This window comes from Kitasatospora sp. NBC_00458 (assembly GCF_036013975.1).
Lineage (GTDB): Bacteria > Actinomycetota > Actinomycetes > Streptomycetales > Streptomycetaceae > Kitasatospora.
In genome coordinates this window covers 4,584,352-4,599,422 of sequence record NZ_CP107904.1, presented here as the reverse complement: position 1 = coordinate 4,599,422, position 15,071 = coordinate 4,584,352, and the positions used below count along the sequence as shown (strand labels likewise).

Annotated in this window: 14 protein-coding genes and 2 tRNA genes; 3 read left to right on the top strand and 13 right to left on the bottom strand. The window is 72.4% G+C overall.

What is annotated here, in order from left to right; genetic code table 11:
- Window positions 1–292 precede the first annotated feature (292 nt).
- Window positions 293–1,528, top strand: coding sequence for an IS30 family transposase (locus tag OG550_RS18920; RefSeq protein WP_442906122.1), 1,236 nt, complete (start codon window positions 293–295; stop codon window positions 1,526–1,528).
- 124 nt (window positions 1,529–1,652) lie between these two features.
- Here OG550_RS18920 and OG550_RS18915 read toward each other — a convergent pair whose 3' ends face one another.
- From OG550_RS18915 to OG550_RS18895, 5 genes are read right to left on the bottom strand one after another with little or no spacing between them, the layout of a single operon-like run.
- Window positions 1,653–2,507: a class E sortase gene (locus tag OG550_RS18915; protein WP_442906023.1), complete on the bottom strand. Its 855-nt coding sequence runs from the start codon at window positions 2,505–2,507 to the stop codon at window positions 1,653–1,655.
- Between the two features lie 46 nt (window positions 2,508–2,553).
- A complete protein-coding gene (locus OG550_RS18910; RefSeq protein ID WP_327679080.1) occupies window positions 2,554–3,981 on the bottom strand; it encodes a class E sortase in 1,428 nt (475 codons plus the stop codon).
- A 5-nt stretch (window positions 3,982–3,986) separates the two neighbouring features.
- Window positions 3,987–4,649, bottom strand: a complete 663-nt coding sequence (locus tag OG550_RS18905) for an aminodeoxychorismate/anthranilate synthase component II (protein ID WP_327679078.1) — start codon at window positions 4,647–4,649, stop codon at window positions 3,987–3,989.
- A 55-nt stretch (window positions 4,650–4,704) separates the two neighbouring features.
- A complete protein-coding gene (locus OG550_RS18900; protein WP_327679077.1) occupies window positions 4,705–4,884 on the bottom strand; it encodes a hypothetical protein in 180 nt (59 codons plus the stop codon).
- Window positions 4,885–4,932: 48 nt separating this feature from the next.
- Window positions 4,933–5,688: a DUF881 domain-containing protein gene (locus OG550_RS18895; protein ID WP_327683974.1), complete on the bottom strand. Its 756-nt coding sequence runs from the start codon at window positions 5,686–5,688 to the stop codon at window positions 4,933–4,935.
- A 176-nt stretch (window positions 5,689–5,864) separates the two neighbouring features.
- On the opposite strand from OG550_RS18895, the gene crgA reads away from it, so the two are divergent.
- A complete protein-coding gene (crgA, locus tag OG550_RS18890) occupies window positions 5,865–6,113 on the top strand; it encodes a cell division protein CrgA (protein WP_327679076.1) in 249 nt (82 codons plus the stop codon).
- 331 nt (window positions 6,114–6,444) lie between these two features.
- Here the strand turns inward: crgA and OG550_RS18885 are convergent, their stop codons facing one another.
- Window positions 6,445–7,350: a rhomboid family intramembrane serine protease gene (locus OG550_RS18885; protein ID WP_327679074.1), complete on the bottom strand. Its 906-nt coding sequence runs from the start codon at window positions 7,348–7,350 to the stop codon at window positions 6,445–6,447.
- Window positions 7,351–7,711: 361 nt separating this feature from the next.
- Here OG550_RS18885 and OG550_RS18880 point away from each other — a divergent pair, with 361 nt between their 5' ends.
- Entirely contained in the window at window positions 7,712–8,566 is an 855-nt protein-coding gene (locus OG550_RS18880) for a DUF5324 family protein (RefSeq protein WP_442906022.1), read from the top strand.
- Window positions 8,567–8,639: 73 nt separating this feature from the next.
- Here the strand turns inward: OG550_RS18880 and OG550_RS18875 are convergent.
- From OG550_RS18875 to gyrA, 7 genes are all read right to left on the bottom strand, one after another.
- A tRNA-Ala gene (locus OG550_RS18875) sits at window positions 8,640–8,712 on the bottom strand.
- A gap of 190 nt (window positions 8,713–8,902) precedes the next feature.
- Entirely contained in the window at window positions 8,903–9,031 is a 129-nt protein-coding gene (locus OG550_RS18870) for a DLW-39 family protein (protein ID WP_014137031.1), read from the bottom strand.
- Between the two features lie 290 nt (window positions 9,032–9,321).
- A complete protein-coding gene (locus OG550_RS18865) occupies window positions 9,322–9,639 on the bottom strand; it encodes a DUF6191 domain-containing protein (RefSeq protein ID WP_327683972.1) in 318 nt (105 codons plus the stop codon).
- Window positions 9,640–9,794: 155 nt separating this feature from the next.
- Window positions 9,795–9,871: transfer RNA gene (locus tag OG550_RS18860), tRNA-Ile, on the bottom strand.
- Between the two features lie 16 nt (window positions 9,872–9,887).
- Window positions 9,888–11,279, bottom strand: a complete 1,392-nt coding sequence (locus OG550_RS18855) for a cyclopropane-fatty-acyl-phospholipid synthase family protein (RefSeq protein ID WP_327679071.1) — start codon at window positions 11,277–11,279, stop codon at window positions 9,888–9,890.
- A gap of 271 nt (window positions 11,280–11,550) precedes the next feature.
- Window positions 11,551–12,288 (bottom strand): DUF3566 domain-containing protein, encoded by a 738-nt coding sequence (locus OG550_RS18850; protein WP_327679069.1) that lies wholly within the window; start codon window positions 12,286–12,288, stop codon window positions 11,551–11,553.
- 150 nt (window positions 12,289–12,438) lie between these two features.
- The gene (gyrA, locus tag OG550_RS18845; RefSeq protein ID WP_327679067.1) at window positions 12,439–15,051 is read right to left on the bottom strand and encodes a DNA gyrase subunit A; all 2,613 of its coding nucleotides are present in this window, start codon (window positions 15,049–15,051) and stop codon (window positions 12,439–12,441) included.
- Window positions 15,052–15,071: the final 20 nt, after the last annotated feature.

Genomic DNA, 15,071 nt, shown 5'->3' with positions numbered 1-15,071 from the left:
TTCCCCTGGTTCTGACACCGGGCCGACCGGCTGAGTCGTCTCCGGGACGTGCACGCGAACGCCCGAGGGCCCGTCGACACTCCTTGGGTTCTAACGGTCCTCGCAACACCCGTGATCGATGGGAGTTGCGGGGACCGTGGGCGTTGGACGCGATGATCTTTCGGGGTTGAGGGAGCGTTTCCTTGCGCGGCTGGATGCCGTGGGGAACGTGACCGTGGTGGCGCGTGAGCTGGGGATGAACCGGAACACCGCCTTCGGCTGGGCCCGGAAGGCCGGACAGAGCTCGGTGCGCCTGCCACGGCGGCACCCCGGGCGCGACGAGTACGAGCGGCTCCGGGCCGGGGGTGTCGCGCGTCAGGAGGCGGCCCGGCGGGTCGGTGTGAGCGAGCGCACGGCCAGGGACTGGGACCAGGGCGTCAAGAAGAGTGCCATGACGCGGACCTATCCCGACGGCCGCCGTGTCGACTACGCCACCGGGACCGTCACGATGTGCGGTGTGACCACGGCACCAGTGGGCCTGACGGCCCTGGAACAGCAACTGCACCCGAGGTTCCTGACACTGGCCGAGCGCGAACGGATACGGGATCTCCAGGCACTCGGTCAGTCGTTGCGGGCGATCGGACGTGCCCTGGGGCGGCCGGCGAGCACGGTCAAGCGGGAGATCGACGCGAACTCGGGCAGCAAGGGATACCAGCCCTACGCGGCCCACCGGGCGGCCGCCGCACGCAGGCCCCGGCCCAAGGAGCGCAAGCTGCTGCGCGAGGGACGACTGCGCGGCTTCGTGCAGGACAGACTGCGCGTCCGGTGGTCACCGGAACAGATCTGCCACGCTCTACCGACGGAGCATCCCGACGACGAGAGCATGCGGGTGAGCGTGGAAACGATCTACCAGGCGCTGTACTTCCAGGCCCGTGGCGGCCTGAAACGGGAAGTACAGGCAGCCGTCCGCTCCGGCCGGACCCGCCGCAAACCCCGCCGCGACCCCGAGCGGCGCACCCCGCGGTTCATCGACCCGATGGTGATGATCAGCGACCGACCCGCCGACGTCGAGGACCGGGCCGTGCCCGGTCACTGGGAAGGGGACCTGATCATCGGCGCGGGCGGCCGCTCCGCGATCGCCACCCTGGTCGAGCGCAGCACCCGTTACACCATGCTGGTCCACCTGCCGGGCGGTGCCCACGACGCCGAGACCGTCCGCGACGGCCTCGTCCGCACCATCCAGACCCTGCCCGCCCACCTGCGCGGCTCCCTCACCTGGGACCAGGGCAGCGAGATGGCACGCCACAGGCAGTTCACCATGGCCACCGGCATGCCCGTCTACTTCTGCGACCCCGCCTCACCCTGGCAACGCGGTTCGAACGAGAACACGAACGGGCTCCTGCGGCAGTACTTCCCGAAGGGAACCGACCTCAGCCCGCACAGCCCCGAAGACCTCGAACACGTCGCCCAAGAACTCAACGGCCGCCCACGCAAGACGCTCGGCTGGGATACCCCAGCCGAGCGTCTACGTGATCTACTCACCACCTAAAACCAAGTGGTGTTGCGACGACCCCTTGAACCCAAGCTCCGTCGACGGGCCCTCGGGCTTCGTTGCGCCGTCCGGCCCCGCAGGCCGCCGGCGGGCCGCCCGGGGGCGGGCCCGCGGGGCGGCGTCAGGGCGTCCGCAGCTCCGGCGGCGGGGTGCGCTTGGCGTCCATGTCGTCCACCCGCACCAGGCTCCCCCAGACCGCCATCCGGTGGCGCGAGGTGTAGACCGGCGTGCAGGTGGTCAGCGTGATGTACCGGCCGGGACCGGTGTAGCCGGAGCCCTTCGGCACGGGGGCGACGATGCCGGTGTCGTACTTGGACGTCTCCGGCAGGGTGCTGTCGACCCGGTAGACGTACCACTTGTCCCGCGTCTCGACGACTATCGCGGCGCCCTTGCCGACGGCGTCCAGGTCGTGGAACTTGGCCCCGTGGCCGTCCCGGTGCGCGGCCAGTGTGAAGTTTCCGGTGGCGTCCCAGGGCATCGCCGAGCGGTACGGCTGCTCGTACACCCCGGCGACGCCCTCGGACAGGGTGTCCGGGTCGGTGCCCATCCGGATCAGCACCTGGCCCCGGCCCATCGCCGGGACGTGCAGGAAGCCGATCCCGTCGCCCGCCGCGAAGGAGGGCCCGGCGGGCCCCGGCGTGCCGGAGGGCGCGGGGGCGCCCGGGACGCCCGGGACGCCCGGGACGCCCGGGGCGGCGGGGGAGCCCGACGGGGGAGCGGCCGGGCCGGCCGCCCAGGCCTCGCGCAGCTGGTCGGAGGCCGCGGCGGCGGAGCGGTCCGCCAGCACGTCGGTCCACCAGAGCGAGTAGGCGACGAAGAGGCCCAGCACCAGGCCCAGGGTGATCAGCAGCTCGCCGAAGACGCCGAGCACGGCCAGCGCCCGGCCCCGGCGCCGCCGGGCGGCCGGTTCGCGCCCGCGCTCGGGTTCGGGCGGCGGGAAGGCCTCCTCGGCCACCGCCTCGGTCCCCTGGGTCACGTCTCTCCCCTTCCCGGGCCGCCCTCGGGCCGCCCCGGGGCCGTCGTCAGCCCGCCGTGAGGGCGGCCGGCTTGCCCTGGCTGCGCGGCCGTTCGTCGATCATCTTGCCAAAGACGATCAGCCGGTACTTCGAGCTGAACTCCGGCGTACAGGTGGTCAGCGTGATGTAGCGGCCCTTCTGGGCGTAGCCGGCGCCGTTCGGGACCGGCTTGATCACGCTCACGTTGGACGGCGGGGTCTCCGGGATCCCGCCGGTCACCTCGTACGTGTAGTAGGCGGTCGCGGTCTCCACCACGATCTTGTCGCCCTTGCCGAGCTGGTTGATCCGCCGGAACGGCTCGCCGTGCGTGTTGCGGTGCGCGGCCAGCGCGAAGTTGCCCTCCTTGTCGGCGGGCATGCCGGTGCCGGTGTAGTGGCCGACCAGGCCCTTGTCCAGCACGGCGCCCTTGGCGGTGCCCTCGGCGATCGGGAACTTCTGGCCCAGCTTCGGCAGGTGGATGATCGCGAAGCCCTTGCCGGGCTCGAAGGTCTCCGGCTTGGCCGGGTCCGGCGCCGGCTGCCCGGGGGCCGCGGGGGCCGGCTGCCCGGCGTCGAACTGCTCCTCCAGCTGGCTGCGGGCCCCGTCGGCGGCCGCGTCGGCCTGCACGTTGGTCCACCAGAGCTGGTACGAGACGAAGAGCAGCATCACCAGGCCGAGGGTGATGCAGAGCTCGCCGAGGAAGCGGGCGGCGAGCACCGCGGGCGACTCCTTGGGCCGGGGTCCGCCGACGGCCCGGTCCCCCGCCCGTCGGCGTCCGTGGCCCGAGCGGACCGAGGTGCGGCCCTGCGCGGCGCGGCGGCGCTCGGCCCGGCCGCCGCCGGGCGGCGGCCCGTCGGTGCCGGCCACCGCGGCCATGGTGACCGTCTCGGCCGCCGCGATCGCCGTGCCGGGGCTCCCGGGGGCGTCCTCGGCGTCCAGGCGCAGCCGGAGGGTCTCCTCGGGCGCCGCGGGCGCCGCGGCCTGCTCGTAGACGCCCCAGCCGTCCTCGGCCGCGTTCTGCGCCGGGTGGCCGCCCTGGCCGTGGCCGGGCCCGGCCTGCCGGGGTTCGTACGGCCGGTACTGGCCGTTCTGGTACTGGCCGTTCTGGTACGGGGCGTTCTGGTACGGGGCGTTCTGCGGCTGGCCGTTCTGCGGGTAGGGCGCCTGCCCGTACGGCGCCTGCTGCGGGTACTGCTGGGCCTGCGGGTACTGCTCCTGGTACCCGGTCTGCGGGTACGGCCCCTGCGCGTACTGCTGCGCGGCGTACTGCTCCTGCGCGTACTGCTCCGGCTGGTACTGCCCCTGGGGGTACTGCTCCTGCGGGTACTGCTCCTGCGGGTACTGCTGCCGGTACGGGTCGTCGTGCTGCGGGTACGGGCCACCGCCCGGGTACGCGGAGCCGCCCTGCGGATCCGCGTCCGACTGGTGGCGCCCCTCCGGACGCACCGCGGTCACGCCGCTCAGCCCCGGCCGATCACCGGGGCGAGCCCGGCCGAACGGTCCACGGCCAGCGGGTCGCCGCACTCGGCCAGCCAGTTGGCGAGCATCCGGTGGCCGCCCTCGGTGAGCACCGACTCGGGGTGGAACTGCACCCCCTCGACCGGCAGCTCCCGGTGGCGCAGCCCCATGATCACACCGCTCGCGGTCCGTGCGGTGACCACCAGTTCGTCCGGCACGGTGGCCGGCTCGACCGCCAGCGAGTGGTACCGGGTCGCGGTGAGCGGCGAGGGCAGCCCCGCGAACACCCCGCCGTCCTCGTGCTCGACCGGCGAGGTCTTGCCGTGCAGCAGCTCGGGCGCCCGGTCGACCACCGCGCCGTACGCCACCGCGATCGACTGCAGGCCCAGGCAGACGCCGAACACCGGCAGCCCGATCCGCGCGCAGTGGTGCACCATCTCGATGCAGACGCCGGCCTCCTCGGGGGAGCCCGGGCCGGGGGAGAGCAGCACCCCGTCGAAGCCGGCGTCCCCGTCGCGGTGCACCGCGTGCCCGACCGTCACCTCGTCGTTGCGGACCACCTCGCAGGTGGCGCCGAGCTGGTAGAGGTACTGGACCAGGTTGAAGACGAAGCTGTCGTAGTTGTCCACGACCAGGATGCGGGGCGGGTTCGGCTGGGTGGTCATGCGCGCGCGTTCTCCGTGGGGTGCGGGGACTGGGACGAGGAGCGGTGGCGCCGGGTCAGCCGACGGCACCGTCGTCGGCTCCGTCCACTGTGACGTCACCGAAGGGGAGGAGCGGTTCCGCCCACGGGAAGACGTACGTGAAGAGGAGGTAGACCACTCCCAGGGCGAGGAGGAGCGAGATGACGGCCTTGACCAGGGTGGGCCCCGGGAGGTGACGCCAGAACCAGCCGTACATGGTGCTCCCTCGACGTATCAGACTGGGGTCAAGAGTAGACCCGCCCTCCTACTGCCCGGTCGCCGAGCGGAGGTCCGCCGTCCCCGTGTAGCCGGGCAGGCCGAGGTCCCCGCTCTCCTGCACCTTCCAGCCCAGCCCGTAGGCCTGGACGTACTGCAGGTAGTTGCGGATCGTCGGGTCCGCCTCGACCGCGGTGCGCAGCGCGTCGGTCTTCCCGACCGCCTTGACCACGTACGGCGGCGAGTAGACCCGGCCCTGGAGCAGCAGGGTGTTGCCGACGCAGCGGACGGCGCTGGTGGAGATCAGCCGCTGGTCCATCACCTGGACGCCCTCGGCGCCGCCCCGCCAGAGCGCGTTGACCACGGCCTGGATGTCCTGCTGGTGGATCACCAGGTCGTTGACGCCCGGCTCGGGCACTCCGGGGATGCGTGCGGTCGCGTTCGGCGGGGCGTCGTTGAGGGTGACGGTGAGGCCCGGGCCCTGGAGCGGGTCCAGTGCGGCCGCCTGTTCCAGGGCGGTCAGCCGGGCCGCGTCGGCGGGGCTGCGGCCCTGCTGGTCGGTGAGCTGCCGGGCCCGTTCCTGGAGGTCGGCGAGCTGGGTCTGGGACTGCTGGTTCTGGGCGCTGCGCTGCCGTATCACGTCGGAGAGGCTGAGCAGCGAGTTGTCGGTCCGCAGATCGGTGCCGCGGGCGGTCTGCGCGCTGATGTAGAACAGCAGTCCGGCGAGCGCGAAGACGGCGCAGGTCAGGGCACGTCCGACAATTCGGGTGCCCGCGGAGCCGGTGCGGGGCGGCCGAGGGGGAATCGACAAATTAGGCACCGTACCCTTATCTCCTTCAGACCCGCCGAGCCACTACGCTAACGGACGCCGGTGGCATGTGTGGGGTCGGTCCCCTTAACGTTCTCCCCAACGCCACCGCCGGCCGCCTCGCCCCCGCTGAACCCCTGCGCGGTCACAGCGCATCGACAGGAGAGCTCCTCGTGCCGAAGTCTCGACTCCGCAAGAAGTCCGACTACACCCCGCCGACCACGGCCACGGTGAAGATCAGTTCGGGCCGCAGCTGGGTTGCACCGCTGATGCTGGCGCTGTTCCTGATCGGCCTGGTCTGGATCGTCACCTACTACGTGACGAGCGGTACCTGGCCGGTGGAGAGCTGGCGGAACTGGAACATCCTGGTGGGCTTCGGCTTCATCGCGGCGGGGTTCGGCGTCTCCACCCAGTGGAAGTGACGCCGGGGCTCCACCCCTGAGCGCATTCCGCCGCCCCGGGACGGGCTTCGTCCCCGGGGCGGCGTCGTCGTGCCCGGCTTGCCGGGTGTGCGGCATATCCCCCGGCGGTTATCCCGCTTATCGCGTTTATCCACATGGTTATCCACACTGGGGAAAAGTCGCGCAGGCCTGTGGATAACTCGCGCCGGGGGCGCTTTCCACACCCGCGCACGCCCTCCCCCGAATGCCGAATACGCACAGCGGGACACGCGTAGAACAGGTATCCACACCCGGTCACCCCCACCGGCTGTGCACAACCACCCACCCGCTGTGGACAACCGTGCGGGCGGCGTCACCCGCCGTAGCTGGCCATACCGACCGCCACCATCAGCACCACCAGACCGGCCACCCCCGCCACCGTCAGCCCCTGCACGACCGCCCGGTTCTCCCGCGGGGCGTACATCAGGCCGGTCGCGGTCAGCGTCCCCGCCACCAGGCCGCCGACGTGCGCCCGCCAGTCGATGCCGGGCACCGAGAAGGTGACGATCAGGTTGAACACCAGCAGCGCGGCCACCGGGCCGAGCGGCGCCCGGACCCGGCGGTACATCACCAGGGTCGCGCCGAGCAGGCCGAAGATCGCTCCCGAGGCGCCCAGCGACTTCATCCCGTCGCCGACCAGTAGGAAGGCGAACGCGCTCCCGGCCAGACCGGAGAGCAGGTAGAGGGTCAGGAAGCGGAGCCGGCCCAGCGCCGTCTCCAGCGCGGGGCCCATCACCCAGAGCATCAGCATGTTGGTGGCGATGTGCCAGGGCGCGGTGTGCAGGAAGACCGCGGTGAGCAGCCGGTACCACTGCTCAGGGCCCTCGGCGACGCCGTACGGGAAGCCGGTGTAGCGCGGGTCGAAGCTGACCAGCATCAGGTCGTCGGCCAGCCACGGCGTGAGCACGTAGGCGGCCAGGACGAAGACCACCAGGTTGAGGCCCATCAGCGCCTTGGTGACCAGCGCGCCGTCCCCGGCCGGCTGTCCGCCGAACCGGGTCGTCGCGCGGCGGACCTGGCGGCCGCCCTCGCCGACGCACTCCGGGCAGTGGAAGCCCACCGAGGCGTTCACCATGCACCGGGGGCAGATCGGCCGGCCGCAGCGGGAGCAGCCGATGCCGGTCTCCTGCTCGGGGTGCCGGTAGCAGCGGGACAGCCCGTTCCCACCCTCCGGCCCGGGGATCCGGTCGGTCGGCGGCCTCGGCTCGTCCGGGAGCATCGGATTTCCCCTTCTGCCACGACTTCCTGCGGTCTGCCGCGATCTGCCGCGACGACGCGAACGCGGTCCCGGCGGAGACCGCCGGAACGGTCAGCCTACTGCGGCCATACCCGTCACCCCGCGGCCCCACCCTCCCCCGGCCCGCCGTGCCCCGCCCGGCCCGCCCCGGCGCCCCGGCCCCGCCGGACTCCGGCCCGCCGCGGCGCACCCTCCCGCGCTCCGGCCGCCCCCGGCCCCGCCGCCGGACTCGCCGTGACACCCCGCGTACGGCCCACTCCGGAATGCCACCGGGCAAATCAGGATGCATGATCAGCATTCAGGTGGATATGTGCATATAGGACGCCACCAGGAGGAGAGACTCGTGACCCGTTTGGACTCAGCTCGTGAGACGGCCGGCAACCTCGCGGACAGCGCCAAGCAGCGCCTGGGCCCCACCCTGGACGCACTGGGCCCGAAGGCCTCCCAGGCCGCCCACAGCGCGCGCGTCCAGTACGACCGGCACATCGCCCCGCAGATCGGTCACGCCTTCGCCAGTCTGCCGCCGGAGGCCCAGCAGAACGCCCTCAAGGCCTTCCACCGGGCCCAGGAGGCCGCCCTGGCCACCCGCCTGGCCGCCGTGAAGGCCGCAGACCAGGCCCGCACCACCGTCGGCACCAAGGTGGTCAACGCGGTCGAGGAGGCACGCGCCACCGTCACCCCGGTGGCGCAGGAGGCCCAGACCCGCGGCGCCGCCGCACTGACCGCCCTGCACGGGAACGTCACCTCCGCCGAGATCAGCGACCTCGCCGCCCGGAACGTCAGGAAGGCCCACCGGAACGACTGGGCCACCGGCCTGGCGGTGGCGGGCGCCCTGGCGATCGGCAGCGGCATCGTGGCCTGGCAGTGGTGGCGCCACCACAGCAACCCGGAGTGGCTGGTCGAACCCCCGGCCACCCCGGCCTCCGACGCGGCCGCCCGGTCCTCCGCGCAGCCCACCGGAGCCCACGCCTCGGGGAGCGGCACGGCCGCCGCGGTGAACGGCTCCACGGCCGACGCGGCCGGTGGTCCGGGCGCCGACGGCGGGACCGGCACCGCCTCCCCCGGCCCCGCGGCCGGCCGGCCCGACCACTCCGGGACACCGGCCGACTCCCCGGCCGACTCCCCGGCCGAGAACGGCTCCGGATCAGGGCCGGACCACGACCGGCCCAAGCCGCACGACCCGCGGAAACCGCACTGAGAACGCAGATCGGCCGCTGACCCGGATTCAGGTCGGCGGCCGATCGGCTGCCCACACGCGGTGGGCGGAACTGTGGAGCTTAGGAGACTCGAACTCCTGACATCTGCCTTGCAAAGGCAGCGCTCTACCAACTGAGCTAAAGCCCCGGGGCGGCACCGTGCGTACCGCCGGGCACTAGCGTACCCGGTCGCGGTGCGAATCCCACGCCCGGTCCGGCAATCCTGCCGTACGGGGCCCGGGGAATCCGGTCGTCCCGGTCAGCCGACCGGGACGACCGGCCCGGGAGGCGCCGTCCGGCGCCTCCGAAGATCGTCGATCGTCAGATCGCCGGCGGCCTCAGCGGCCGGCCGGGACCGGGTCGGTGGCCTCGGTCCACAGGTCCTGCTCGGCGCGGTCCGCCTGGACCTGACGGTAGACAAAGAAGCCGCCGAGGGCGACCAGGGCGACCAGGAGAAGCTTCTTCACCGCGGGACCTCGTCCTTCTTGCGTTGGCGGACTCAGCAGCCGTGCACCGATCGGGTTCGACCGGGCCGACGAGTCCATGATTCCTTACGAGCACGAACGGGCGGTCGGGTTGCCAGACTGCCCTTGCGGCCGATGATACACACCGGTGTCCCAATCGTGACCAGCCACCGCTGCCTCCAACCGACCGGTCCGGCCGGAGGATTGACGCCACACCTCCTGTCGTACGGTCGGCCCGGTCCCGAATCCCCGCAGAGACCCCCCGAAGCCCCCGTGGAGCCCCCTCAGGGCCGTCACAGGCCCTGCCCGCGCGCGGGCGGCGCCGTGGGCGGCACCACCACCGCCACACCGGCCGCCAGGTCCACCCTGGTCCGGGGCGGAGCGCCCTCCCCCTCCTCGTCGCGCAGCATCAGCGAACTCTGCCGCTCGTCCAGCTGGTGCTGCTTTCCGGCCGCGAACTGCGCGTGCAGCTGCTCGAAGCCGGTCGCCGAGATCTGCCCCTCGCGGCCCGTCCCCCGCCAGGGCACCAGACGCGACTTCCGCGCCCGCAGCGCCAGCTGGTCGAAGAAGGCCAGCGCCACCAGCGCGCATACCAGGCCGGGGATGCTCATCGCCCAGAACACCGCCACCACGCCACCGTCCCTCCACCGGACGCCGCCCGCCGCCGGGCGGCCCACCCCTACAACCCCCGGGCGGCGCCCGGGGTTCCACCCCCGGACCACGGAAACGCCGAAGGGCCCGGAGCATTGCTCCGGGCCCTTCGCGGTGGTGGGGCTAACAGGACTTGAACCTGTGGCCTCTTCCTTATCAGGGAAGCGCTCTAACCGTCTGAGCTATAGCCCCTTGCCGCACTGAAAGATTAGCGGACCGATCGCCGATCCCCCAAATCCGATTCACCCGGGGCGGCGGCGGGCGTCCCCGGGACGGGCTGGTCGGGGGCGGTGCCGGGAGCGCGCAGCCACTCCTCACGGGTCGCCGCGAGGCCGGCGGCACCGTCGGCGGTCGAACGGACGGCGAGGACCTGGTTGACGCCGATCCGGTTCTCCTCGAAGGCCAGCGCGGAGGCCGCCATGTAGAGCCGCCAGACCCGGGCCCGGCCCCGGCCCACCAGCCGGACCGCCTCCGTCCAGTGCGCCTCCAGGTTGGCCACCCACTCACGCAGGGTCAGCCCGTAGTGCTCGCGCAGCGCCTCGACGTCGCGCACCTCGAACCCGGCCTCCTCCAGCCGGGAGACCGTGGAGCCGACCGGGGAGAGCTCGCCGTCGGGGAACACGTAGCGGTCGATGAACGGGCTCGGACGGTACTCCTCGCCCGGGAGGTCGGGGCGCCGGGCGATCTGGTGGTTCAGCAGCCGCCCGCCCGGCTTCAGGAGCCGGTACAGGCTCTCGGCGTAGACCCGGTACTGCGCGGAGCCGACGTGCTCGGCCATCCCGACACTGGAGATCGCGTCGAACGGACCGTCCGGGACCTCCCGGTAGTCCTGCAGCCGGATCTCCACCCGGTCGGCCAGCCCCGCCTCCTCGACCCGCTTCCGGGCCAGCGCGACCTGCTCGGCCGAGATCGAGACGCCGACCGCCGTCACGCCGTAGTGCCGGGCCGCGTGGAGCACCAGGGAGCCCCAGCCGCAGCCGACGTCCAGCAGCCGCATCCCGGGCCGCAGGCCGAGCTTGCGGCAGATGAGGTCCAGCTTGGCCTCCTGGGCCGCCTCCAGGCTCCTGGCGGCGGGCTCCCAGTACGCGCAGGAGTACACCATCGACGGGCCCAGGACCAGGGCGTAGAAGTCGTTGCCGACGTCGTAGTGGTGGCTGATCGCCGCCCGGTCCCGGCTGCGGCTGTGCAGCCGCCCGTCCGGACGGGCCTCCTCCGGCGGCGGGACGGGCTGCGGGCCCAGCGCCCCGGCCCGCAGCAGGGCCCCGGCCACCCGGCGGCCCCTGACCCCCAGGACGTCCGCCGCCCCGAACCGCAGCCCGCGGATCTCGGGGCGCTCGACGAAGTGCGCGACGGCCCGCAGCACGTCGTACAGGTCGGTGCCGGGGGCGACGTCGAGGTCCCCCGAGACGTAGGCGCGGGCCAGGCCCAGCTCCCCCGGCTGCCAGAGCAGGCGGCGCAGCGCACGGCGGTTGCGCAGCACCAGCGTGGGCGCCCCCGGCGGCCCCGCGACGCTGCCGTCCCAGGCCTGGATCCTCAGCGGCACGGGAACCCCCAGCAGCCCGTCCAGGGCCCCGACCAGTCGCCGAGCGAGCTCCGCCATCGTCTGCCTCCGTCCTGCGTACCTGCGCAGCCGTACCGGACCCGGCCGGTGGGACCGGGGAGGCCTGTGGCGGTCGGAGACTCGGAACGAGCGGACCAAGCTAAGCCCACCACGGCGGACGCCCGTTCGGGCGGCACGCCGCGGGGACCGGCTGTCACCCGAATGCCGACGGGCCCCGCAGGCTGCAACAGCCTGCGGGGCCCGTTCATTCCGTCTGCGGACGAAGACCCGTCCGTGCGGGGGCAACTGACCCGGGATCACGCCCGGAGGGTCAGTCCTCCTCGGCGAGGGTCAGCTCGATGCCGCCGGTGAAGCCGGCCGCCGCGTTGTAGATGAACGCCGAGAGGGTGGCCAGCGCGGTCAGCAGCACCACGTCGACCACGGCGATCAGCGAGGTGAAGGTCATCACCTTGCCGAAGCCGACGTAGTCCATCAGGATCAGGCCGCCGCCGTTGGTGTCCGAGGCGGTGATGTCCTTGAGGGTCTTGCCCAGCGACTCGAAGACGCCCAGCGAGTCCAGCGTCATCCACAGCACGGCCGCCGCCACGATCAGGATGATCCCGACCGCCAGCGACAGCAGGAAGCTGACCTTCATCACCGACCACGGGTCGGCCTTGGTCACCCGCAGCCGGGCCTTCCTGGTCCGGCCCAGGCCCGCGGCCGGCGTGGCCGGGGCGGCGGGCCGGCGGGGACCCGCGGCGGGCGTCCCGCCGGGCGGCGTGTGACCGCCGACCCGGGTGCCCCGGGGCGGGGTCGGCTGCCCCTTGGCGTAGGTGGTCGGCTGCGAGAACCCGCCGCCCGCCGCCGGGGCGCCCGGCGGCGGCGGGGGCGTCGCCTGGCCGCCGTAGGTCGCCCCGCCCTGTCCCGCCGCGCCGACCGGGGGCATCAGCGAGGTGGACGCGGCCGGGTGTTCGGCCGGCGGCTGCGGCACCCCGTAGCCCCCGCCGCCCTGTGCTGCGCCCGGACGGCCGCCGGTGGCTCCTCCCGCAGCACCCGTGGCTCCACTCACTGGTCCTCCCGCACTTCCCACCAGGGCGGCGGCGCCGCCCTGCGTCGTCACTCGTCATCCAGCGCCCGGCGGGATTGCCCGGTACTGGTCGGCGGCCGGTGCCGCCGCGCCGTGTACGGACGCGACGGTACCGGCCGACACGGTACGAGGTCAGGCCTGGGCGGTCTCCCCGCCCGGCTCCGTCCCGGTACCCTCGGCTGCCTCGGTGGACTCGATGGCCGCCACCTCGTCCTCCGCCGACTCGTCGTCCTCGGCCTCCGCTTCCGCGTTGCGGGCCATGCCCACCACCGCGTCGCGCTTTCCGAGGTTGATCAGTTGGACGCCCATGGTGTCACGTCCGGTTTCACGAACCTCGGAAACCCTCGTGCGGATCACTCCACCGGACAGCGTGATCGCCATGATCTCGTCGCTCTCGTCGACCACGAGGGCGCCGACCAGCGAGCCCCGGCCCTCGACGATCTTCGCCGCCTTGGTGCCGTAGCCGCCGCGTCCCTGGACACGGTACTCGTCCACCGCGGTCCGCTTGGCGTACCCGCCGTCGGTGGCGGTGAAGACGTAGGTCCCGGGCCGGACGACGTTCATCGAGAGCAGTTCGTCGTCCTCGCGGAAGGCCATGCCCTTGACACCGGAGGTGGCGCGGCCGGTGGACCGCAGGGCGTCGTCGGTCGCGGTGAACCGGATCGACTGGGCCTTCTTGGAGACCAGCAGCAGGTCGTCCTCGGCGGAGACCAGCTCGGCGCCGATCAGCTCGTCGTCCCGGCCCTCCTCGTCCTGGCGCAGGTTGATCGCGATCAGGCCGCCGGAGCGCGGGGAGTCGTAGTCCTTCAGCAGGGTCTTCTTCACCAGGCCGGCCCGGGTGGCGAGGACCAGGTACGGCTTGTCCTCGTACGTCCGGACGGCCATCACCTGGGCGATCTGCTCGTCCGGCTGGAAGGCCAGCAGGTTGGCCACGTGCTGGCCGCGGGCGTCGCGCCCGGCGTCCGGCAGCTCGTAGCCCTTGGCACGGTAGACCCGGCCCTTGTTGGTGAAGAACAGGATCCAGTTGTGGGTCGTCGTCACGAAGAAGTGGTCGACGAGGTCGTCCTGCTTCAGCTGGGCACCGCGGACGCCCTTGCCGCCGCGCTTCTGCGAGCGGTAGAGGTCGGAACGGGTCCGCTTGACGTAGCCGCCGCGGGTGATCGTGACGACGATGTCCTCCTCGGCGATGAGGTCCTCGATGGAGAGGTCGCCGTCGGAGGGGATGAGGGTGGAGCGCCGCTCGTCGCCGTACTTGTCGACGATCGCGGTGAGCTCCTCCGAGATGATCTCGCGCTGACGGGTCGGCGAGGCCAGGATCGCGTTGTACTCGTCGATCTTGCGCTGCAGCTCGTCGTGCTCGTCCATGATCCGGCGGCGCTCCAGGGCGGCCAGCCGGCGGAGCTGCATCTCCAGGATGGCGTTGGCCTGGAGCTCGTCGATGTCGAGCAGGCCCATCAGGCCGCTGCGGGCGGCGTCGGCGCTGTCCGAGGCCCGGATGAGGGCGATGACCTCGTCGATCATGTCCAGGGCCTTGAGCAGGGCGCGCAGGATGTGCGCGCGCTCCTCGGCCTTGCGCAGCCGGAAGGTGGTGCGCCGGACGATGACGTCGACCTGGTGGTTGACCCAGTGCCGGATGAAGGCGTCGAGCGACAGCGTGCGCGGCACGCCGTCGACCAGGGCCAGCATGTTGGCGCCGAAGTTGGTCTGCAGGTCGGTGTGCTTGTAGAGGTTGTTCAGCACGACCTTGGCGACGGCGTCGCGCTTGAGCACGACCACCAGGCGCTGACCGGTGCGCGAGGAGGACTCGTCGCGGACGTCGGCGATGCCGGCGACCCTGCCGTCCTTGACCAGGTCGGCGATCTTCAGCGCGAGGTTGTCCGGGTTGACCTGGTACGGCAGCTCGGTGATCACCAGGCACTGGCGGCCCTGGATCTCCTCGACCTCGACCACGGCGCGCATGGTGATCGAGCCGCGACCGGTGCGGTGCGCCTCCTCGATCCCGCGGCGGCCGACGATCAGGGCCCCGGTCGGGAAGTCCGGGCCCTTGATCCGCTCCATCAGCGCTTCCAGCAGTTCCTCGCTGGAGGCCTCCGGGTGCTCCAGCGCCCAGAGCGCGCCGGAGGCCACCTCGCGGAGGTTGTGCGGCGGGATGTTGGTGGCCATGCCGACCGCGATGCCGGTGGCACCGTTGACCAGCAGGTTGGGGATGCGCGCGGGCAGGACGGTGGGCTCCTGCGAGCGGCCGTCGTAGTTGGCGGCGAAGTCGACGGTCTCCTCGTCGATGTCGCGCATCATCTCCATGGCCAGCGGCATCATCTTGCACTCGGTGTAGCGCATGGCCGCGGCCGGGTCGTTGCCCGGCGAGCCGAAGTTGCCGTTGCCGTCCACCAGCGGCATCCGCAGCGACCACGGCTGGGCCAGGCGGACCACGGTGTCGTAGATCGACGTGTCACCGTGCGGGTGGTAGTTGCCCATGACGTCGCCGACGACGCGGGCGCACTTGTAGTAGCCCTTCTCGGGGCGGTAGCCGCCGTCGTACATCGCGTAGAGCACGCGGCGGTGCACCGGCTTGAGGCCGTCGCGCACCTCGGGCAGCGCGCGGCTCACGATGACGCTCATCGCGTAGTCGAGGTAGGAGCGCTGCATCTCGGTTTCGAGCTCGACGGGCTCGATCCGCAGGGTGATCCCCGAAGAGGCCTCGGGGGTCTCGGGCTGCTCGCCTTCGGGACGGTTGTCGTCGACCACTGGTGGTCAGTTTCCTTTCA

Coding starts and splice junctions, on each gene's coding strand:
- OG550_RS18905 (WP_327679078.1), bottom strand. CDS start 4,649: ATGACCACCCAGCCGAACCCGCCCCGCATCCTGGTCGTGGACAACTAC.
- OG550_RS18900 (WP_327679077.1), bottom strand. CDS start 4,884: ATGTACGGCTGGTTCTGGCGTCACCTCCCGGGGCCCACCCTGGTCAAG.
- OG550_RS18885 (WP_327679074.1), bottom strand. CDS start 7,350: ATGCTCCCGGACGAGCCGAGGCCGCCGACCGACCGGATCCCCGGGCCG.
- OG550_RS18865 (WP_327683972.1), bottom strand. CDS start 9,639: ATGAGCATCCCCGGCCTGGTATGCGCGCTGGTGGCGCTGGCCTTCTTC.
- OG550_RS18855 (WP_327679071.1), bottom strand. CDS start 11,279: ATGGCGGAGCTCGCTCGGCGACTGGTCGGGGCCCTGGACGGGCTGCTG.